This is a genomic window from Actinosynnema sp. NPDC053489, from assembly GCF_044544865.1.
In the GTDB taxonomy this organism is placed as follows: domain Bacteria; phylum Actinomycetota; class Actinomycetes; order Mycobacteriales; family Pseudonocardiaceae; genus Actinosynnema.
Genome location: NZ_JBITXT010000005.1, coordinates 435817 through 455089, shown reverse-complemented (window position 1 = coordinate 455089; position 19273 = coordinate 435817). Strand labels below are relative to the sequence as shown.

The 19273-nt window shown below is 73.0% G+C and carries 20 protein-coding genes; 5 read left to right on the top strand and 15 right to left on the bottom strand.

Annotated elements, in window-relative coordinates; all coding sequences use genetic code 11:
• Window positions 1-23 precede the first annotated feature (23 nt).
• Complete coding sequence (locus ACIGNX_RS14450; RefSeq protein WP_396539973.1) at window positions 24-2789, bottom strand: DEAD/DEAH box helicase; 2766 nt, start codon at window positions 2787-2789, stop codon at window positions 24-26.
• Window positions 2790-2917: 128 nt separating this feature from the next.
• Here ACIGNX_RS14450 and ACIGNX_RS14445 point away from each other — a divergent pair, with 128 nt between their 5' ends.
• Entirely contained in the window at window positions 2918-3403 is a 486-nt protein-coding gene (locus ACIGNX_RS14445; RefSeq protein ID WP_396539971.1) for a hypothetical protein, read from the top strand.
• Here ACIGNX_RS14445 and ACIGNX_RS14440 read toward each other — a convergent pair.
• The 7 genes from ACIGNX_RS14440 to ACIGNX_RS14410 all read right to left on the bottom strand — a co-directional run bounded on the left by ACIGNX_RS14440 (window position 3387) and on the right by ACIGNX_RS14410 (window position 8743).
• Window positions 3387-4271 (bottom strand): diacylglycerol/lipid kinase family protein, encoded by an 885-nt coding sequence (locus ACIGNX_RS14440; RefSeq protein WP_396539970.1) that lies wholly within the window; start codon window positions 4269-4271, stop codon window positions 3387-3389. The genes ACIGNX_RS14445 and ACIGNX_RS14440 overlap by 17 nt on opposite strands.
• Before the next feature lie 44 nt (window positions 4272-4315).
• Entirely contained in the window at window positions 4316-5227 is a 912-nt protein-coding gene (gene tatC / locus ACIGNX_RS14435) for a twin-arginine translocase subunit TatC (RefSeq protein ID WP_396540145.1), read from the bottom strand.
• A 120-nt stretch (window positions 5228-5347) separates the two neighbouring features.
• Window positions 5348-5701, bottom strand: coding sequence for a Sec-independent protein translocase subunit TatA (gene tatA, locus ACIGNX_RS14430; protein ID WP_396539968.1), 354 nt, complete (start codon window positions 5699-5701; stop codon window positions 5348-5350).
• Window positions 5694-5960 (bottom strand): bacteriophage holin, encoded by a 267-nt coding sequence (locus tag ACIGNX_RS14425; RefSeq protein WP_396539966.1) that lies wholly within the window; start codon window positions 5958-5960, stop codon window positions 5694-5696. The genes tatA and ACIGNX_RS14425 overlap by 8 nt, the downstream gene beginning before the upstream one ends.
• A gap of 18 nt (window positions 5961-5978) precedes the next feature.
• Window positions 5979-6950, bottom strand: a complete 972-nt coding sequence (locus ACIGNX_RS14420; protein WP_396539964.1) for a helix-turn-helix transcriptional regulator — start codon at window positions 6948-6950, stop codon at window positions 5979-5981.
• Complete coding sequence (locus tag ACIGNX_RS14415) at window positions 6947-7933, bottom strand: helix-turn-helix transcriptional regulator (protein WP_396539962.1); 987 nt, start codon at window positions 7931-7933, stop codon at window positions 6947-6949. The genes ACIGNX_RS14420 and ACIGNX_RS14415 overlap by 4 nt, the downstream gene beginning before the upstream one ends.
• A gap of 303 nt (window positions 7934-8236) precedes the next feature.
• On the bottom strand, window positions 8237-8743 hold the full coding sequence (locus ACIGNX_RS14410; RefSeq protein ID WP_396539960.1) for a heme-binding protein: 507 nt from the start codon (window positions 8741-8743) through the stop codon (window positions 8237-8239).
• 142 nt (window positions 8744-8885) lie between these two features.
• Here ACIGNX_RS14410 and ACIGNX_RS14405 point away from each other — a divergent pair, with 142 nt between their 5' ends.
• Window positions 8886-9851, top strand: coding sequence for a sensor histidine kinase (locus ACIGNX_RS14405; RefSeq protein ID WP_396539958.1), 966 nt, complete (start codon window positions 8886-8888; stop codon window positions 9849-9851).
• On the top strand, window positions 9848-10477 hold the full coding sequence (locus tag ACIGNX_RS14400; protein ID WP_396539956.1) for a response regulator: 630 nt from the start codon (window positions 9848-9850) through the stop codon (window positions 10475-10477). Before ACIGNX_RS14405 ends, ACIGNX_RS14400 begins: the two co-directional genes overlap by 4 nt.
• Here the strand turns inward: ACIGNX_RS14400 and ACIGNX_RS14395 are convergent.
• From ACIGNX_RS14395 to pafA, 3 genes are all read right to left on the bottom strand, one after another.
• Complete coding sequence (locus ACIGNX_RS14395; RefSeq protein ID WP_396539954.1) at window positions 10464-11339, bottom strand: SRPBCC domain-containing protein; 876 nt, start codon at window positions 11337-11339, stop codon at window positions 10464-10466. The two genes, ACIGNX_RS14400 and ACIGNX_RS14395, sit on opposite strands and share 14 nt — an antisense overlap.
• The gene (locus ACIGNX_RS14390) at window positions 11332-11889 is read right to left on the bottom strand and encodes a helix-turn-helix domain-containing protein (RefSeq protein ID WP_396539952.1); all 558 of its coding nucleotides are present in this window, start codon (window positions 11887-11889) and stop codon (window positions 11332-11334) included. The genes ACIGNX_RS14395 and ACIGNX_RS14390 overlap by 8 nt, the downstream gene beginning before the upstream one ends.
• A gap of 99 nt (window positions 11890-11988) precedes the next feature.
• Window positions 11989-13347 carry a Pup--protein ligase gene (gene pafA, locus ACIGNX_RS14385; protein WP_396539950.1) on the bottom strand — a complete coding sequence of 453 codons (1359 nt, stop codon included), beginning with the start codon at window positions 13345-13347 and terminating at the stop codon, window positions 11989-11991.
• Window positions 13348-13427: 80 nt separating this feature from the next.
• On the opposite strand from pafA, the gene ACIGNX_RS14380 reads away from it, so the two are divergent.
• Window positions 13428-14861 carry a bifunctional phosphatase PAP2/diacylglycerol kinase family protein gene (locus tag ACIGNX_RS14380; RefSeq protein WP_396539948.1) on the top strand — a complete coding sequence of 478 codons (1434 nt, stop codon included), beginning with the start codon at window positions 13428-13430 and terminating at the stop codon, window positions 14859-14861.
• 381 nt (window positions 14862-15242) lie between these two features.
• The gene (locus tag ACIGNX_RS14375; RefSeq protein WP_396539946.1) at window positions 15243-15695 is read left to right on the top strand and encodes an acyl-CoA thioesterase; all 453 of its coding nucleotides are present in this window, start codon (window positions 15243-15245) and stop codon (window positions 15693-15695) included.
• Window positions 15696-15760: 65 nt separating this feature from the next.
• Here the strand turns inward: ACIGNX_RS14375 and prcA are convergent, their stop codons facing one another.
• The 4 genes from prcA to dop all read right to left on the bottom strand — a co-directional run bounded on the left by prcA (window position 15761) and on the right by dop (window position 19266).
• Entirely contained in the window at window positions 15761-16555 is a 795-nt protein-coding gene (gene prcA, locus ACIGNX_RS14370) for a proteasome subunit alpha (protein WP_396539944.1), read from the bottom strand.
• Window positions 16556-16610: 55 nt separating this feature from the next.
• Complete coding sequence (prcB, locus tag ACIGNX_RS14365) at window positions 16611-17459, bottom strand: proteasome subunit beta (protein ID WP_396539942.1); 849 nt, start codon at window positions 17457-17459, stop codon at window positions 16611-16613.
• 34 nt (window positions 17460-17493) lie between these two features.
• Window positions 17494-17688 carry a ubiquitin-like protein Pup gene (locus tag ACIGNX_RS14360; protein ID WP_396539940.1) on the bottom strand — a complete coding sequence of 65 codons (195 nt, stop codon included), beginning with the start codon at window positions 17686-17688 and terminating at the stop codon, window positions 17494-17496.
• A gap of 84 nt (window positions 17689-17772) precedes the next feature.
• Window positions 17773-19266 carry a depupylase/deamidase Dop gene (gene dop / locus ACIGNX_RS14355; RefSeq protein WP_396539938.1) on the bottom strand — a complete coding sequence of 498 codons (1494 nt, stop codon included), beginning with the start codon at window positions 19264-19266 and terminating at the stop codon, window positions 17773-17775.
• Window positions 19267-19273: the final 7 nt, after the last annotated feature.

Genomic DNA, 19273 nt, shown 5'->3' with positions numbered 1-19273 from the left:
CCCACCCACCCCGCAAAGCTTTGTCAAACGGTGGCCATCGCCACCACCCCGCGGCGCAGCGCGTCCACCGCCTTGCGGGCGGCGGCGCCGACCGGATCACCGCCGCCGACGACGTCGCGGATCTGGTCCAGGAAGTCGATCACCTGCCGGCACCAGCGGACGAAGTCGCCCGCCCCCAGCTCCGACCCGTTCTCCTCGGCCGCGGACAGCACCTTCTCCAACGACTCGCCGCGCGCCCACCGGTACACCGCCCACGCGAACCCCGGGTCGGGCTGGCGGGTGCGGTCGAGCCGGTGCCGGCGCTCGTCGTCCTCCAGCTCGGCCCACAGCCGCGCCGTCGCGGTCAACGCGTCCGACACCCTGCCCGGTGGCAGCCGCGCCTCCAGCGGGCCGTCCCGGCGCGCCTCGTACACCAGCGCGGAGACGACGGCGGCCAGTTCGGCCGGGTCGAGCTCGCGCCACACGCCGTGCCGCAGGCACTCCGCGGCCAGCAGGTCGGACTCGCTGTAGAGCCTGGTCAGCCGCTTGCCGTGCTCGGTGACCTCCTCGCCGGGCCCGTTCTCCTCGGCGTGCAGGTAGCCGCGTTCGCGCAGCAGGCCGCGGATGCGGTCGAACTCGCGCGCCAGCGAGTGGGTGGTGGCGGCGACCTTGCGCTCGAGCTGCTCGGTCTCGGCCAGCAGCCGGTGGTAGCGCTCGCCCCAGCGGGCGTGCTCCTCGCGCTTCTCGCAGCCGTGGCACGGGTGCGCCCGCAACGCCCGCCGCAGGGTGGCCAGTTCCGCGTCGTCGTCGGCGGTCGAGCGGCGCTTGCGCATGGCGGGCGCGACGATGCCGGTGGCGCGCAGCGACGCGGCCAGGTCGCGCCGCGACTTCGGCGACCGGGTGTCGACCTGCCTGCCGAGCTTCATCCGGCCCAGGACCTCGACGGGCATCGGGAAGTCCGCCGACGACAGCCTGCCCGCCCACCGGTCCTCGGTGACCACGAACGGGCGGGCCTCGCCCAGCGGCTCCAGCCCGGGGTCGATGACGACGGCCAGCCCGGACCGGCGGCCGGACGGCACGGCGATCACGTCGCCCTTGCGCAGCCGTTCCAGGGACGCGGCCGCCTCGGCGCGCCTGGCCGAGGTGTTCTGCCGGGTCAGCGCCTTCTCCCGGTCGGCGACGCGGCGGCGCAGCGAGGCGTACTCCGTGAAGTCGCCCAGGTGGCACGTCATGGCCTCGGCGTAGCCGGCGAGCGCCTCGCGGTTGCGCTCGATGCGCCGGGCCAGGCCGACGACCGACCGGTCGGCCTGAAACTGGGCGAACGACTGCTCCAGCAGCTCGCGGGCCGCCGCCGCGCCGAGCTGGTTGACCAGGTTGACGGCCATGTTGTAGCCGGGCCGGAACGACGACCGCAGCGGGTAGGTGCGGGTGGAGGCGAGGCCGCCGACGGCCTTCGGGTCGACGCCCGGCTGCCATACCACGACGGCGTGGCCCTCCACGTCGATGCCGCGCCGCCCGGCACGGCCGGTGAGCTGGGTGTACTCGCCGGGCGTGAGGTCGACGTGCGCTTCGCCGTTGTACTTGACGAGCTTCTCCAGCACGACCGTGCGGGCGGGCATGTTGATGCCCAGGGCGAGGGTCTCGGTGGCGAACACGACCTTCACCAGGCCGCGGACGAACAGCTCCTCCACCGTTTCCTTGAACGCGGGCAGCAGGCCGGCGTGGTGGCTGGCGATGCCGCGCTCCAGCGCCTCGCGCCACTCCCAGTAGCCGAGGACCATCAGGTCGCCCTGGGGGAGGTCCTTGGTCTTCTCCTCGATGACCTCGCGGATCTGCTCGACCTCGTCGGCGGAGTTGAGCCGCAGCCCGGCGCGCACGCACTGGGTCACGGCCGCGTCGCAGCCCGCCCGGCTGAACACGAAGTCGATGGCGGGCAGCAGGCCCGCGCCGTCGAGCCGCTGCACGATGTCGACCCGCGACGGCGGCTTGAACCCGGAGCCGCGCGGCGGGCGGCCCCGCTGGTCGCGGTTGTTGCGGCCGCGGCTCCACGGCACGTGGAAGCGGGACAGGTCGTCGGTGTGGCGCAGGAGCTGCGGGTTGATGCGGGCGTGGCCGTCCGGGCTGTCGCCGGCGAACAGGTCCATCATCCGGCCGCCGGCGAGCATGTGCTGCCACAGCGGCACGGGCCGGTGCTCGTCGACCACCACGGTCGTGTCGCCGCGCACCTCGACCAGCCACTCGCCGAACTCCTCGGCGTTGCTGACCGTGGCGGACAGGCCGACCAGCCGCACGGACTCGGGCAGGTGCAGGATCACCTCCTCCCACACCGGGCCGCGGAACCGGTCGGCGAGGTAGTGGATCTCGTCCATCACCACGTAGGCGAGGGTGGCGAGGGTCGAGGAGCCCGCGTACAGCATGTTGCGCAGCACCTCGGTCGTCATCACGACGATCGGGGCGTCGCCGTTGACCGAGGTGTCGCCGGTGAGCAGGCCGACCTTGCCGGCGCCGTAGCGGGCGACGAGGTCGGCGTACTTCTGGTTGGACAGGGCCTTGATCGGCGTGGTGTAGAAGCACTTGCTGCCCTCGGACAGGGCCAGGTGCACGGCGAACTCGCCGACGACGGTCTTGCCGGCGCCGGTGGGCGCGCAGACCAGCACGCCGTGCCCGTCCTCCAGCGCCTCGCAGGCGCGTTGCTGGAACGGGTCGAGTTCGAACGAGATGACCCCCAGGAAGTCGGCCAGCTTGGGCCGGGCGGAGCGACGGCGGAAGTCCGCGTACGAGTCGGCCGGAGACCGCGAAGTGCTTGACACCTCTCCAGGCTGTCATACGGGACCGACAAAATCGCTTCAGATCCGCACCGGGGCGCCGAGCACTTCTTTAAGTCTACACTGAAGTTATAAAGACCACTGGGGTCGATCCTGCGGCACACTCGGGAGCCGTGCAGGCGATTCCGTTGGCGGAGGGCGACCTCAGGTGGGTGTTCCCGGACCTGGTCGAGGTCGACCCGGTGCTCGCCGTGCTGCGGCGGGCCGCGGCACGGGTCGAGCGGCTGTCCGGCCACCTCGGCGGACCGGGCGCCGACCTGGTGTTCGACCACCTGCCCGGCGCGCCCTACGCCGGGTTGTCGGCCCGCGCCGAGATCGAGGAGGTGGCGTTCGACGTGCACGTCTCGCTGCCGCGCGACCCGCACCGCCACGTCGTCAGGTCACCGCCGCCGTGGCAGGTGGAGGGCGAGATCTCGGTGCGGTGCGACGCGATCCACGACTGCGGCAGGCACGAGATCGAGACCGTGGAGTCGGCCCACGACACGCCCCTGGCGGCGGCCAACGGGGTGTTGGCGGTCACGGGGTGGCTGTTGGACCGGGCCACGACCGTGCCGCGGGCTTCGTGGCGCGAGCGGGACGTGCTCAGCCGGCACCGGTGACGGCGGTGAGGGCACCGGGGACGCACGTCGTGGTCAGCGGCACCCCGCTGAGCCGCTCGCCGTCGGCGTAGGCGGTCCACGACGGCCCGGACAGGCGCGCGGAACGGGCCCGCAGCGTGTGCACGGCCGGGTGGTCCACGTGCCGGCCGGTGCGCAGCGTGGGCAGCATCCGCAGCAGCGTGCGCCGGGGCGTGGCGCGGACCACCGTGAGGTCGAGCAGGCCGTCGGTGGTGGAGGCGTCCGGGCAGACCGGGATGCCGCCGCCGTAGCTGGTCGTGTTGCCGACCGCCACCAGCAGCGCGTCCAGCTCCAGCACGTCGTCCTCGGTCTCGACGACCAGCCGCCGCGGTCGCAGGGCCGCCAGCTCGGCCAGGATCGCCAGGTCGTAGCGGCGCGGTCCGGCGGGCCACCGCATGGCGTTGGCCCGTTCGTTGACCGCGGAGTCGAAGCCCGCGCACAGCACGGTGGCGAACCAGGGACCGCCTTCCACGCGGCCGAGGTCCAGGCGGGTGCGGCGACCCTCGACCAGGGCGGTGACCACGTCGTCCACGGAGGCCGTGCCCAGGGCCGCGGCCAGGTCGTTCCCGGTGCCCGCCGGCACCACGGCCAGGGCGGTCGGGGACTCGGCGCACGCCTGGACGGCCAGGTGCGCGCCCCCGTCGCCGCCCAGGACGACCAGCACGTCCACGCCGTCGTCAACCGCCCGGCGCGCGGCCTCGGCCGTGCCCTCGGCGGTGCGCGCGACGTGCAGGTCCAGCCGGTCGACCACGGCGCGCAGCCGGTGCGCGACCGTGCCGGCCATGCGCGCCGCCCGCCCCTTGCCCGAGGTGGGTGACACCAGCAGGGCCGCGCGCGTTGCCGTCGACATGGTCGGGAAGCCTACAAAGACTTCACCGGATCAGGTGATCTCGCTCAGGTCACGTCGTCGTAGCGCACCCGGCCCGGCGACTCCGGCGCGGGGTGGGGCGTGACCACTGGATCGGGTGACGGTTCCTCGACCGCCGACGGTGTGTAGTCGAACGGCGCGGCCACGTCGTCCGGCAGGTCGTCCAGGCCCTCGGCCTTGCGCCTGCGCTCGACCCGCTTGTCGTGCACCCTGGCGAACTGGATGGCCACCTCGAACAGCAGCACGAGCGCCACCGCCAGCGCGACCATGGAGATCGGGTCGGTGCCCGGGGTCGCGAAGGCCGCGAACACGAACAGGGCGAACACGATGCCGCGCCGCCACTTGTGCAGCTTGGCGTAGCTGACCACGCCCACCTGGTTGAGCATCACCACGATCAGCGGCAGCTCGAAGCTGACGCCGAAGATCAGCAGCAGCGCCAGCACGAAGCTGACGTACTCCCCCGCCGTCAACGCGGTGATGAACTGGTCGTCGCCGAAGCCGACCAGCACCGCCAGGCCCTGCGGCACCACGTAGAACGCCAGCGTGGCGCCCGCGACGAACAGCACCGACGCGCACAGCACGAAGATGACGGCGAAGCGCCGCTCCTTCGCGTACAGGCCCGGGGAGATGAACCGCCACAGCTGGAACAGCCACAGCGGCGCGGTCAGCGCCATGCCGGCCCCGGCGCCGACCTTCAGCCGGATCATGAAGACCTCGAACGGCTTGGTCTGCAACAGCTGGCAGCCCTGGCCCGCCTGGGTCAGCCGCTGCGTCTCCGGGATGCCGCAGTAGGGCTGGATGACGATGTCACCGAGGCTGGGCAGACCGGCGATGCGCCAGTCCCACCAGATGAAGCCGAAGATCGCACCGAGCACGATGAACAGCAGCGCCAACCCCAGCCGGTGCCGCAGGTCGTAGAGGTGCTCCTTCAACGACATGGTGCCGTCCGGGTTGCCCCGGCGACTCGTGATCTTGCGGCGCTCCCGGCGCCGGGCCCACCACCGGACCGGACTTGCCCCCACCGTGCGGACCGTCCTTAGGCTCTCGTTGACGCGGGTCTAGTTGGTCTTCTGGTTGTTCTGGAGGTTCTGCGCCGACTGCTCGACGGGCTGCGCGACCTGCGGCTGCGCGACCGGCTGCGCCACGGGCTGGGCGACCGGCTGCTGCACGACCGGCTGCTGCGCCACCGGGGGCTGGGCCGGCGGGAGCTGCTGCGGCGCGGGCTGCACCTGCTGGGCGGTCGTGCCCGGCTGCGGCTGCTCGTCCTCGCTGCGCAGACCCTTGGTCTCCGCCTTCAGGATCTTCGCCGAACGGCCGATCGAGCGGGCCATGTCGGGCAGCTTCTTCGCGCCGAACAGCAGGATGATCACCACGGCGATGATGATCAGCTCGGTAGGTCCGAGGTTAGGCACGGTTGTCCTCCTGTCTCCCCCGGTCCACCGATGGTACGCGGGGCTCGCCCTCGCGGGCTTGGTCCGGACGCCGTCGGGCGAGGGCCACCCCGAGCGCGGCGTAGCGCGCCCGCAGCAGGCCGACGCCGTCGCCGACCCTGTCACCGACCAGGGTGCTTGCGACGCGGAAGCGGCGCAAGGATCGGACGACCCGGACCGAGGTCAGGACCAGCACGACCACCCCGAGGACGATCAGCGCCAGGATCGGCAAGTACGGCACGGCACCACCGTACTTGCCCTAGGTTGCCGGGAGGTGATCCGCCCGGCGCAACGCGGCTTCGGCCTGCCGGGCGACCTCGGCCACCAGGTCGGGCGGCTGCTCCACGTGCACGTCACCGCCCAGACCGAGCAGCAGGCGGACCATCCACGCCGTGTCGGCGTACCGCATGAGCACCCGCGCCCGGCCCTCGGGCAGCTCGACCAGGCCGTCCGTCGGGTAGTACTCGGCCACCCAGCGGGCGTCCGGCTCCAGCACCAGCACCGCCGTGCGCTGCGACGGGTCCGGCTGGAACAACCCCTCCGAGGTGTCGGTGGGCGTGGCGTGCGGCGGCGGGGCGGCGGGCTCGTCGAGCACGTCCACCGCGTCGATCCGGTCGAGCCGGAACAACCGGACGCCGTCCGCGGCCCGGCACCACGCCTCCAGGTAGCCGCGCCCCTCCACGAGCAGCATCCGCATGGGGTCGACCACCCGTTCGGTGATCTCGTCCCGTGACGGCGTGTAGTAGCGCAGGTTGAGCGCCCGACCGCGCCGCACGCCGTCGGACACCGCGTCGCGCACCCGCGCCGTCTCCGGCGCCTCCCGCAGGGCCAGCCCCACGGCGACGCCCGCGGGCTGCGCCTGCCCGACGGCGGCCTCGATCTTGGCGACCGCCCGCTGCACCGCGGCCTGGTCGGCCACGCCGGGCGTCTCGGCCAGCGCGCGCAGCGCCACCAGCAGCGACGTGGCCTCGGCGGCGGTCAGCCGCAGCGGGCGGCTCATGCCCGCGTCGAACGTGACGGTGACCGTGTCGCCCTCGAAGGACAGGTCGATCAGGTCACCGGGGCCGTAGCCGGGCAGGCCGCACATCCACAGCAGTTCGAGGTCCTTGCGGACCTGCTTGGGGGTGACGTCGAAGTCGGCCGCGACCTCCTCGATCGGGATGCCGGGGCGGGCCAGCAGGTAGGGCACGAGGGCGAGCAGGCGGGGCAGCCGGTCGGCGGAGGCGTTCACGCGCGCACCCCCGCACCGCGCAGCGCTCCGAGCAGCTTCTCCCGGACCGTCTTGGCCAGCACTTCCGGTTCCAGCACCACCACGTCCGCGCCGAAGCCCGCGATCCACCCGGCGGCCGAGTCGGGGAACCTCAGGTCGATCTCCAGCACGTCGCCGGGCTCGCCGTCGAAGTCCCGCGAGCCGATGACCCGGGCACGCCGGCGCACGCCCTGCGCGCGGCCCCGCGCGACCCACAGCTTGGCCGCGGCGGGCGGCTGGTCGGCGGCGGGCTGGTTGCGGACCACGAACGACAGCAGGTCGAACTGGTCGGGCCGGCGCACCTCGCCCGCCTTGCCGGCCACGCGGACGTCTCCCACGATCCGGGACAGGCGGAAGCAGCGGGGCGCGTCGCGGTCGCGGTCGTGCCCGACGAGGTACCAGCGGCCGCGCCAGGCGACCACGCCCCACGGCTCGACCGTGCGGGTGCGCACCTCGACCGGCACCGGGCGGCGGTAGTCGAACTCGACCACGCGGCCCTCCTGGACGGCGGCGAGCAGCGGCGGGAACGCGGGTTCGCTGGTGCGGACCTTCGGCTCGACCGGCACGTGCACGTCCTGGTCGACGTCCACGCCCGCGGCCCGGAGCTTGATCAGCGCGCCGTGCGCCGCGCCGGTGAACTGCGGCGAGTCCCACAGGCGGGCGGCGAGCGCCACCGCGGCGGCCTCGTCCGGCTCCAGGTCGATGTCGCCCAGCTCGTAGTCGCGGCGGGCGATGCGGTACCCGTCGACCGCGTCGAAGCCCGTGCCGCGCCCGGTCTCCAGCGGCACGCCGAGGTCGCGCAGCTCGGTCTTGTCGCGTTCGAACATGCGGAAGAACGCCTCGTCCGTCGCGGCGTCGGCATAGCCGGGGACGATGGCGCGGATGCGCTCGGCGGTGAGGTACTGCCGGGTCGAGAGCAGGCACAGCACCAGGTTGACGAGCCTCTCGGCACGTGCGATGGCCACACCGAACCCTAACCCCGGACGAACACCGGATGGCGCCGTCCCCGCCTTCGGCTCGGGTGAATGGTCCATTCAGCCGGTTGCCGAAACCCCGATGCCCTGGTCGGACGCCCGACGACCCGCCCCGCGACGTGGAACTCGGGGGTCCCGGGCGTTCGACACCCGGGTCCTGAACGTTCGACACACGCGGCTCCCCGTGTGTCGAACGCTCGCGCCCCGGGTGTCGAACGCTCAGAGCCCGGGTGTCGAACGCTCAGAGCCCGGGTGTCGAACGTTCAGGACCGCCGAGTCGAACGGTCAGGACCGTCACGGGGTGATGGTGGACAGGCCGGCGCGGGCGTAGCGCTCGTCCTGGTCGCCGCTCGGCGCCCCGCCCACGCCGATGCCGGCGATCGGCGCGTCGTTCGACGCGACGGGCACGCCCCCGGCCAGGAACAGGGTGCCCGGGATGTCCCGCAGCGTCGCGCCCGCGCCCGTCACCCGGCCCGCCAGCACCGAGGTCGGCGCGTTGAACGACACCGACGTGAACGCCTTGCGCCGCGCCGACTCCTCCGTCTGCGGTCCCGCGCCGTCGCCGTGCAGCAGCACGACGACGTCACCGCCGCGGTCCACCACGGCGACGGTCACCCGCTGCCCGTCCTTCTCGGCCGCGTCCAGCGCCGCCCGGGCCGCCCGCACGGCGGCGTCCACCGTGATGGTCGTCGCGGTCCGCACCGCGGCGTCACCGCGCCCGTGCTGCTGGTCGGCCACCGCGTACCCGCCGGCACCCGCCACGGACAACGCCACCAGCACCGCGATCGTGGTCTTGCGCATCGCCACACCCTCCTCGGAACCCGGTTCGTGCTCGTCTCCGAGACTGGTCGCGCCGCGTCCCGGGCACCTGGTGGTTCCGGTTGACCCCGGTTCAACCCATCGGTTGACCCCGCGCGGCCGGACCTGGCCTAGGGTCGGCCGGGTGTGGCTGCACCGGGCGATGCACGCGGGCTTCTACGTGCTGCTGACGGCGTCGGCGGCGCGGTACGTCGCGTACCACGGCGTCGCGCCCGCCGTGCTGGTCACGGCCGTCGCGCTGGGCGCGGCCTACCCGCTCGGCGCGCGGCGGACGGGGGCGTTGCCGCTGGTCCTGGCGCTGTGGCTGGTGCTGGTGTGGCTCGCGCCGAGCTTCGGCTGGTGCGCGATCCCGCTGTTCTTCCAGTGCCTCCGCCAGCTGCGGCCGCGCCTGGCCGTGCCGGTGGCCGGGGTGCTCACCGCGGCGGTGGCGCTGGCGCAGGTGCGGTTGGCCGACATGGTCGAGCCGAGCCTGGTGCTGGGGCCGGTCGGGGTGGCGGTCATCACGGCCGCCGTGTTCTTCGACCGGCGGCGCCTCCTGCACGAGGCCGGGGTGCTGCAGGAGCGGCAGCGGCTCGCCCGGGAGATCCACGACACGCTGGCGCAGGGCCTGTCCAGCATCGGGTTGCTGCTGGACCTCGGCGACACCGCCCGCGCCCGCGAGGTCGCCAAGGAGAACCTGGCCGAGGCGCGCCGGTTCGTGCGCGACCTCTCGCCCCTGGACGGCCGCACGCTGACCGACGCCCTGCGCGCCCTGTCCGACCGGGTGGAGGTCGAGGGCGAGCCGTACCCGCTGCCGGTGCCGGTGGAGGTGGCGTTGCTGCGGGTCGCGCAGGGCGCGCTGGCCAACGTCCGCGAGCACGCCGACGCCACGACCACCGTCATCACGCTCACCTACCTGGGCGATGCGGTGACGTTGGACGTGCGTGACGACGGCCGCGGGTTCGACCCGGCCGCGACCCGCCCGGAGCCGGGCCGCGGCTACGGGCTGGAGGCGATCCGCGACCGGGTCGCCGAGCTCGGCGGCACGATGGCGGTGGAGAGCGCGCCGGGTGAGGGCACGGCGCTGGCCGTGAGCGTGCCGACGCCGTGACGGGCCGGTTGCGGGTGCTGGTGGTGGACGACCACCCGGTGGTCCGGTTCGGCCTGGCCGGGTTGCTGGCACGGGACTTCGAGGTGGTCGGCGAGGCCGCCACCGGCGAGGACGCGGTCCGGCTCGCCGCGACCGGTGACGTGGACGTGGTGCTGATGGACCTCCAGCTGGGCGCGGGCGTCGACGGCGTGGAGGCCACCCGCCGCATCCGCGCGCTGCCCGGACCGCCGCAGGTCGTGGTGCTGACGACGTACGACTCGGACGCCGACGTGGTGCGCGCGGTCGAGGCGGGCGCGACCGGCTACCTGCTCAAGGACTGCCCGCCCGAGGAGCTGGCGGCCGCCGTTCGCCAGGCCGCGACGGGCCGCACCGTGCTGTCGCCGGACATCGCCCGGCGGCTGCTGCGCCCCTCCACCGCGCCCGCGGTCACGAAGCGCGAGGTGCAGATCCTCGACCACCTGGCCCGCGGCCTGGGCAACCGGGAGATCGCGAAGGCGCTGTTCATCAGCGAGGCGACGGTGAAGACGCACCTCGTCCGGATCTTCGACAAGCTGGGCGTGGACACCCGGACGGCGGCCGTGCGGACCGCCGTCGAGCTGAAGCTGATCCGCCTCAGCTCCCGCTGAGCACGCCCTCGGGCAGGCCGGGCACCTCCGGCCGCAGCCAGATCGGCCGCCAGTCGGGCAGCTCGTGGTAGCGGCGCAGCTCCGCCACGCCCGACAGCCAGCCCGCCCACGCCGCGTACGGCGGCTGACCGGTGTCGAACCCGCTCTGCACGAACGTCAGCCGGGTCGCGCCGCCGGACTCGGCCAGCTCCCAGGTCGAGACCATGCCGTGCCAGTCGACGCCCATGCGCTTGCCGGGCTCGAAGTCGACGACCTTCGCCGGGTGCGGGTCGTGGTCGAACCCGCCCATCGCGACCCGGCCACCCTCCCACGCCTCGATGTCGATCTTCGCGCCGAACCAGCGGGAGTACTCCCCGGCGTCGACCAGGGACCGCGCCACGGCCTCGGTCGGCGCGTCGATCAGCACCTCGCCGCGCATCGCGGTCGACGTGAAGTCCACCTTCGGCGTCAGCGGGCGGCCTTCGACGTGGTCGACCAGGTTCGCCAGCGACAGGCACCAGTACGTGTAGAGGTGGCCGAGCACGCTGGTCTCGGCGACGGCCACGCCCCAACCGGGGAAGTGGCTCTGGGAGAGCGTGACGAGGGTGCCGCCGTCCTGCGCGGACCAGGCGATCTCGACGGTGGTGTCCTCGCCGCCGACGGCCCAGTCGAACCTCAGGGAGTGCTCGTCCGCGTGCCGCAAGGTCTGGTGCGGCGCGTCGCCCTCGGGGGTATGGCGGCCCCAGAACGCGAACCGGTCGGGCAGCTCCACCTCCGCGTGCTCGGCCAGCCACGTGGCCAGCTCGGTCGCGTCGGTCAGGGCGCGGCGCACGCGGTCGGCGGACGCCCTGGTGCGGGCGCGCAGCACCACGGTCTCATCCATCGGTCTCCTCCTTGGGGTAGCACGCCACGGCCAGCCGGAAGGCGTCGCCCTCCGCGCCGCCGTAGCGGGCGAACAGGTCCTGCAAGGTGGTCTTCAGCTCGTCGAAGAACCGCTGCCGCTGGTCGGGCCGGACCCGGATCTCGCCGGACACGCCCAGCGAGGGCAGCTCGGGTCGGGTCCGGTCGAGCCCGGCGATGTCCGCCTGGACCTGCTCGACCAGGTCCAGCAGGTGTCCCAGGCTCAGCTCGTCCCGGGCGCGGCGCAGCCCCAGCCGCCCCACCAGCCCCGGCGACAGCCAGTACGAGCGGGCGGTGGCCTGGTACACGCCTTCGCCGATGCCGCGCACCCGCCGCTCGGCCACCCTCGTCGCCAGGCCGGCCTCGACCAGGCGTTTCACGTGGTAGTAGACCCGCTGCGGGGTCTGGTCGAGCGCGGCGGCGACCTCGGTGCACGAGTGCGGCTCGGCCAGTTGCCGCAGCACCTCGATGCGCTGCGGCTTGAGCAGGGCCTCGGCCTGCTCGATCTGCTCCAGGTACAGGACGTCTCTCATGGCAAAAATCATGTTGTACGTCAAAAAGTATTTTTTCAATCAGGCGAAGAGCAGGCCCCGGGCCGGGCGACCCGGGGCCTGCCGACGCGCTCCGCCCCGCTAGAGGGACGAGATCAGCCGCTCCACGCGCTCGTCCACGGCGCGGAACGGGTCCTTGCACAGCACGGTGCGCTGCGCCTGGTCGTTGAGCTTGAGGTGCACCCAGTCGACGGTGAAGTCGCGGCCCGCGGCCTGCGCGGCGGCGATGAAGTCACCGCGCAGCTTGGCCCGCGTGGTCTGCGGCGGGGTGTCCTTGGCGGCCTCGATCTCGCCGTCGTCGGTGACCCGTTCGACCTGGCCCTTGCGCTGGAGCAGGTCGAAGATGCCCCGGCCGCGCCGGATGTCGTGGTAAGCGAGGTCGAGCTGGGCGATGCGCGGGTTGGACAGGTCCATCCCGTGCTTGGACTGGTAGCGCTCCATCAGCCGGTACTTGATGGCCCAGTCGATCTCGCGGTCGATCTTGGACAGGTCCTCGGACTCGACCGCGTCCAGGGTGCGGCCCCACAGCTCCAGCACCCGCTCCGCCATGGGGTCGGGCGCGCGCTTGGCCACGTGCTCCACCGCGCGCTCGTAGTACTCGCGCTGGATGTCCAGCGCCGACGCCTCCTTGCCGCCCGCCAGCCGCACGGTGCGGCGGCCGGTCAGGTCGTGGCTGATCTCGCGGATGGCGCGGATCGGGTTGTCCAGGCTGAAGTCGCGGAACTGCACGCCCTGCTCGATCATCTCCAGCACGAGGTTGGCGCTGCCCACCTTGAGCAGCGTGGTCACCTCGGACATGTTCGAGTCGCCGACGATGACGTGGAGCCTGCGGTAGCGCTCGGCGTCGGCGTGCGGCTCGTCGCGGGTGTTGATGATCGGGCGGGACCGGGTGGTGGCGCTGGACACGCCCTCCCAGATGTGCTCGGCCCGCTGCGACAGGCAGTAGACCGCTCCGCGCGGCGTCTGGAGCACCTTGCCCGCGCCGCAGATGAGCTGCCGGGTCACCAGGAACGGCAGCAGGACGTCGGCGATGCGGGAGAACTCCCCCGCCCGCGCGACCAGGTAGTTCTCGTGGCAACCGTAGGAGTTGCCCGCGGAGTCGGTGTTGTTCTTGAACAGGAAGATGTCCCCCCCGATGCCCTCGTCGGCGAGCCTGCGCTCGGCGTCGACGAGCAGGTCCTCGAGGATGCGCTCACCAGCCTTGTCGTGCGTGACGAGCTGGGCGAGGTCGTCGCATTCCGCCGTGGCGTACTCGGGGTGCGAGCCCACGTCCAGGTAGAGCCGAGAGCCGTTGCGCAGGAAGACGTTCGACGAGCGTCCCCACGAGACGACCCGGCGGAACAGATAACGCGCGACCTCATCCGGGGACAGCCTGCGCTGCCCGTGGAAGGTGCAGGTCACCCCGAACTCAGTCTCAATGCCGAAGATCCGCCGCTGCATCCCTCAACAGTAGGCGCATTCGGAGCTTTCCTCAGTGATCCAATCGGGCGTCGCGCCGGAATGGCGGATAACGTTCTCGTGTGCTGCGACGAGTGAACCGCCTGGACCTGGCCCTCATGAGGCGTTCGGGGGCGTTGCGCGCCTCACCGGTGGACGCGGGGATGAAGACGTTGTCACGCGCCGCCAACCACAGCGCGTTGTGGCTGGTGGCGGCGGGTGTGCTGGCCGTGCGCAAGGGGGTGACGCGGCGGGCGGCGCTGCGCGGCGTGGCGGCGATCGGTGGCGCGAGCTTCAGCGCGAGCCTGGTCGCGAAGCGCCTGTTCCCGCGCCGCCGTCCGGCCGCCGACCTGCTGCTGGTGCCCCGGCGGCTGACGAAGCGGCCCACGTCGTCGTCGTTCCCGTCCGGGCACGCGGCGTCGGCGGCGGCGTTCACCACCGCGCTGGCGATGGAGTCGCCCGTGCTGGGGGCGGTGGTCGCGCCCGTCGCGGCGGCCGTGGCGTACTCGCGGGTCCACACGGGCGTGCACTGGCCGTCCGACGTGGCCGCGGGCGCGGCGATCGGCGCGGGTGCGGCCCTGCTGACCAGGCGTTGGTGGCCGTTGGGGCGCACCGAGCCCGCGTCGGCGCGCGACCACCGGTCGCTGGAGGCCCTGGTCGACGGGGAGGGCCTGGTGGTCGTGGTGAACCCGAGCGCGGGGCTGGGCGCCGACGACCCGACCGACCGGATCGCGGAGGCCTGGCCGAAAGCCACGATCGTGGGAATCGAGGATCTCGACACGGTGATCGCCGACCACGCTCCGCACGCACTGGGCGTGGCCGGGGGTGACGGGTCGGTGGCGGCGGTCGCGGCGCTGGCGGCGGCGCACCGCCTGCCGCTGGTCCTGGTGCCCGCCGGCACGCTCAACCACTTCGCGCGCGACATCGGCGTGCAGGGGTTGGACGACAGCACGCGGGCGGTCGCGGAGGGCGACGGCGTGCTGGTGGACCTGGCGGCGGTGTCCGTGGACGGCGCCGGGCCGCGCTGGTTCGTCAACACCGCGAGCCTGGGCGGCTACCCCGACATGGTGCGGCTGCGCGAGCAGTTGCAGGACCGGTGGGGCAAGTGGCCCGCCGCCGGCATCGCGCTGGCCCGGGTGCTGCGCAGCTCGCGGCCGCTGCGGGTCGAGCTGAACGGCGAGCCGCACCTGGTCTGGATGCTGTTCGTGGGCAATGGCCCGTACCGGCCGAAGGGCTTCGCGCCGACCATGCGGCCGGCCCTGGACGCGGGGCTGCTGGACGTGCGCTACATCCGCGCCGACACCCGGTTCTCGCGGGCGAGATTCTTCCTGGGCGCCCTGCTCGGCTCGCTGCACCGCAGCCGGACCTACCGGCACCTGGAGACGCGGTGGCTGGACGTACGGCTGCGGGAGGGGGCGGTGGCGATCGCGACGGACGGCGAGGTCGGCCCGACGGGGACGAGGTTCGAGTTCCGGGCCCGCCCGGCCGCCCTGGCCGTGTACCGACCACGCGGATGAGGTCCACTCCGCCACCTCGTCCTCGCCGTACTCGCTGACCGGGTGCTGTTCGAGCCGGCCGGGGCCCGTGCGAGGTGCCCGACCCGCGGACCGCGCTCGGATTGGGCGCCGGCTGTCCCAGCCGCGTCCCGACCGCGTTCGACCGGACGGGTCCGGTCACCCGCACGCCGTCCGAGCGCGACGCGCGCCGGCACGCCGTCGCCCTGCCCCCGCACGGCGAGTCGGTGTTCGCCGAGCCGAACGCCCGGTCCGACCGGGTGGTGCCGTGGACGGTGGCCGGGTCGGCGGCTGGAGGCCCGGACCCGGGCGCCGGACCTGGAGCGGGGTCGTCCGCCGGCCTGCCGCGAGGGTGACCCCGGCGGTGATCCGGATACTCCACGCATGCCCTTCACCAGCACCACCCACGTGCGCTGGCCGGACGTCGACCAGAACGGCCACATGCGCACCACCGCGTACCTGGACGCCGCCGAGGACAACCGGATGCGGTACTTCGCGTCGGGCGGCTTCCCGGTCACCGAGTTCGCCGCCCGCCGCCTCGGCCCGGTGTCCCACGGCCACGACATCCGGTACCGCGCCGAGATGCGCCTGCTCGACCCGATCGTGGTGGAGCTGCGCCTGGCGGGCCTGGCGTCGGACGGCGCCCGGTTCCGCCTGCACAACAAGATCATCCGGGCGGACGGCCGCACCGCCGCCACCATCACCACCACCGCCGGGTGGCTCGACCTGGACGCCCGCAGGCTCGTCGCGCCACCGGCCGAGCTGCTCGCCCTCCTCACGGCGCTGGAGCGGACCAAGGACTTCACCGAGCTGCCCTCGCCCCTGGCCCACGCCTGAGGGGTGCTCCGGCACGGCGAAGGCCCCCGGCACGTGCCGGGGGCCTTCGCCGTGGACCGCGGGACCTACGCCTTGTCGTCGTTCGGCGGGAGGTTCACGTCTCTCGCCGGCTTCTTCTCGTCCTTCGCGGCCGGCTCGTCCGCCGGTGCCGCGTCGTCACCGGGCAGCAGGGCCGCCAGCGCGGCGCCCGCGATCCGGCGGAACGCCCGCCGCGGCCGGGAGCGCTCCAGCACCGCGACCTCCAGCTTGCCGCGGTCGAGCAGGTCCGGCTTGCCGTTGCCGGTGGTGGTGCTGCCCGAGCTGAGGGCCTTCACCGCCGTGGCCACGGCCTCGGCCAGCGGCTGGCCCTCGGTGTAGGCGTCCTTCAGGGCGGTGCCGGTCGCCTCGGCCTGGCCGCCCATCACGACGTACTGAGGCTCCTCCACGATCGAGCCGTCGTAGGTCAGCCGGTACAGCGTGTCCTGCTCGGGCTCGGTGCCGACCTCGGCGACGCAGATCTCCACCTCCAGCGGCTTGATCTGCTCGGCGAAGATCGACCCCAGCGTCTGGGCGTACACGTTCGCCAGCGAGCGGCCCGTCACGTCGCGCGGGTCGTTCTGGTACCCGCGGATGTCGGCGAACCGGATGCCCGCCTGGCGCAGGTTCTCGAACTCGCTGTAGCGGCCGACCGCGGCGAACGCGATGCGGTCGTAGATCTCCGACACCTTGTGCAGGGTCGCGGACGGGTTCTCCGCGACGAACAGCACGCCGTCGGCGTACCGGAGCACCACGACGCTCCGGCCTCGGGCGATACCCTTCCGGGCGTACTCCGCGCGGTCGCGGAGGATCTGCTCGGGTGAGGCGTACAACGGCATCGTCACTGCTGCGGCTCCCGGGCTCGGCGGATGCGGGTGGGGATGGGGGTCGACACGGCGCTCAGCCCGCCGGCCTGGACCGGCGGCCCTCGACGACCGCCTCCGCGAGGCCGGAGGTCCGCTCCTCCGGCACGTGCGCCGCACCGTCGGCCGTGATCGTCACGACCACCGGGTAGATCCGGCGCACCAGGTCGGGGCCGCCGGTGCCCGAGTCGTCGTCCGCCGCGTCGTACAGCGCCTCGATCGCGGTCCTGATGGCGGCCTCGGCGTCGGCGTCCGGGTCGTAGAGCTTCTTCATCGCCGACTTCGCGAACAGCGAGCCCGAGCCCACGGCCTGGTAGCCCTGGGACTCCTCGTACCGGCCGCCGGTCACGTCGTAGGACACGATGCGGCCCGCCCGGTCCGGGTCGGGCGCGTCGGTGTCGAACCCGGCGAACAGCGGCACGACCGCCAGGCCCGCGAGCGCGGCGTCGAGGTTGCCCTTGATCATCGCGGAGAGCCGGTTCGCCTTGCCGTCCAGCGACAGCGAGACGCCCTCGATCTTCTCGTAGTGCCGGAGCTCGACCGCGTAGAGCCGGACGATCTCGACCGCGATGCCCGCCGTCCCGGCGATGCCCACCGCCGAGTAGTCGTCGGTGATGAACACCTTCTTCATGTCGCGCTGCGCGATCACGTTGCCCATCGTGGCGCGCCGGTCGCCCGCGATCACCACGCCGCCCTTGAACGTGAGGGCGACGATGGTGGTGCCGTGCGGAGCCTGCACGGCACTGCCCTCGGGCAGCGTGCGGCTCGACGGCAGCAGTTCGGGAGCCTGGGCGCGGAGGAAATCGGTGAACGACGACGACCCCGGCCTGAGGTAGGCCGGGGGCAACGACGCGGCCGGGTAGTGCCCGGTCGAGCTGTGGTCCATGTGTGCGTTCTTCTCCTGTCCCGCCGGCGGCTTCTTACTCGCCGCCCTTTTGCACGTACGCGCGGACGAAGTCCTCGGCGTTCTCCTCGAGCACGTCGTCGATCTCGTCGAGGATCGCGTCGACGTCCTCGCCGAGCTTCTCCCGGCGCTCCTGGCCGGCGCCCGCCGCGCCGGCGGCGCCCTCGTCGCCGTCACCGCCGCCTTGGCGCTGAACCTGTTCCTGGGCCATGTCGACCTCCCGGTCTTCGGGTCCTGCGAGTTAAACACTACCCACCAGGTACGACATCCTGCGCCTGCCACTCGGGTCTGTTGATCAGCCCCGGGTGAGCGCCTCCACCAGCTGCTCGGCCGTGTCCGAGGCTTCCAGCAGGGCTCCGACGTGCGCTTTCGTACCGCGCAGGGGTTCGAGGGTGGGGATTCGCACGAGTGATTCGCGACCGAGGTCGAAGATCACCGAATCCCACGACGCGGCGGCCACCGAGGTGGGGTAGCGCTCCAGGCAGCGACCGCGGAAGTAGGCGCGCGTGTCCTCCGGCGGCGCGAGGATGGCCGCCCGCACCTCGTCCTCGCTGACCAGGCGCTTCATCGAGCCGCGGGCGACCAGCCGGTTGTACAGGCCCTTGTCGAGCCGCACGTCGGAGTACTGCAGGTCGACCAGCGACAGCCGGGGCGAACCCCAGGCCAGGCCGTCCCTGGCCCGATAACCTTCGAGCAACCGCAGTTTCGCCACCCAGTCGAGCCGGTCGGCGCACTCCTGCGGGTCGCGGGCCAGCGCGTCGAGCACCTCGCCCCACACGCGCAGCACGTCCCGGTCGCCGTAGCCCTCCTGCTCGACGAACGCCGAGGCCCGCTCGTAGTAGGCGAACTGCAGGTCCAACCCGGTGAACTTGCGCCCGTCGGTCAGCTCGACCTTCGTCTTGAGGGTCGGGTCGTGGCTGATCTGGTGCACCGACCGGACCGGCTCGAGCAACCGCAGGTCGTCGAACCGGCGACCGGCCTCGATCATGTCCAGCACGAGCGAGGTGGTGCCGCACTTGAGGTAGGTGGAGTACTCGGCGAGGTTCGCGTCGCCGATGATGACGTGCAGCCTGCGGTACTTGTCGGCGTCGGCGTGCGGCTCGTCGCGCGTGTTGATGATGCCGCGCTTGAGCGTGGTCTCCAGGCCGACCTCGACCTCGATGTAGTCCGAGCGCTGGGAGAGCTGGTAGCCCGCCTCCTCGCCCGCCGCGCCGATGCCGACGCGACCCGAGCCGACGACGACCTGGCGCGAGACGAAGAACGGCGTCAGCCCGGCGATCACCGCGGTGAACGGCGTGCTGCGCTGCATCAGGTAGTTCTCGTGGGTGCCGTAGCTGGCGCCCTTGCCGTCCACGTTGTTCTTGTAGAGCTGCAGCCTCGGCTGGCCGGGGACGGTGGCCGCGCGCATCGCGGCCTCCTCCATGACCCGCTCCCCCGCCTTGTCCCAGATCACCGCGTCGCGCGCGTTGGTGACCTCGGGCGCGGAGTACTCGGGGTGCGCGTGGTCGACGTAGAGGCGCGCGCCGTTGGTGAGGATGACGTTGGCCGCGCCCAGGTCCTCGACATCGCTGTCGCCGGGGTGGCCGCCGGGCGCGCCGAGGTCGAAGCCGCGCGCGTCGCGCAACGGCGATTCGACCTCGTAGTCCCAGCGCGCCCGGCGCGCCCGCGGTATGTCGGCGGCCGCCGCGTAGGCCAGCACGACCTGTGTCGAGGTGAGCACCGGGTTCGCCGTCGCGTCACCCGGCACCGAGATGCCGTACTCGACTTCGGTTCCCATGATCCGCCGCATGTACGCA

Excerpts from the sequence above, each read along its gene's own strand:
- ACIGNX_RS14440 (WP_396539970.1), bottom strand. The coding sequence starts at position 4,271 with ATGTCGACGGCAACGCGCGCGGCCCTGCTGGTGTCACCCACCTCGGGC.
- tatC (WP_396540145.1), bottom strand. The coding sequence starts at position 5,227 with ATGTCGTTGAAGGAGCACCTCTACGACCTGCGGCACCGGCTGGGGTTG.
- ACIGNX_RS14410 (WP_396539960.1), bottom strand. The coding sequence starts at position 8,743 with ATGCGCAAGACCACGATCGCGGTGCTGGTGGCGTTGTCCGTGGCGGGT.
- ACIGNX_RS14395 (WP_396539954.1), bottom strand. The coding sequence starts at position 11,339 with ATGGATGAGACCGTGGTGCTGCGCGCCCGCACCAGGGCGTCCGCCGAC.
- ACIGNX_RS14390 (WP_396539952.1), bottom strand. The coding sequence starts at position 11,889 with ATGAGAGACGTCCTGTACCTGGAGCAGATCGAGCAGGCCGAGGCCCTG.
- pafA (WP_396539950.1), bottom strand. The coding sequence starts at position 13,347 with ATGCAGCGGCGGATCTTCGGCATTGAGACTGAGTTCGGGGTGACCTGC.
- ACIGNX_RS14375 (WP_396539946.1), top strand. The coding sequence starts at position 15,243 with ATGCCCTTCACCAGCACCACCCACGTGCGCTGGCCGGACGTCGACCAG.
- prcB (WP_396539942.1), bottom strand. The coding sequence starts at position 17,459 with ATGGACCACAGCTCGACCGGGCACTACCCGGCCGCGTCGTTGCCCCCG.
- ACIGNX_RS14360 (WP_396539940.1), bottom strand. The coding sequence starts at position 17,688 with ATGGCCCAGGAACAGGTTCAGCGCCAAGGCGGCGGTGACGGCGACGAG.
- dop (WP_396539938.1), bottom strand. The coding sequence starts at position 19,266 with ATGCGGCGGATCATGGGAACCGAAGTCGAGTACGGCATCTCGGTGCCG.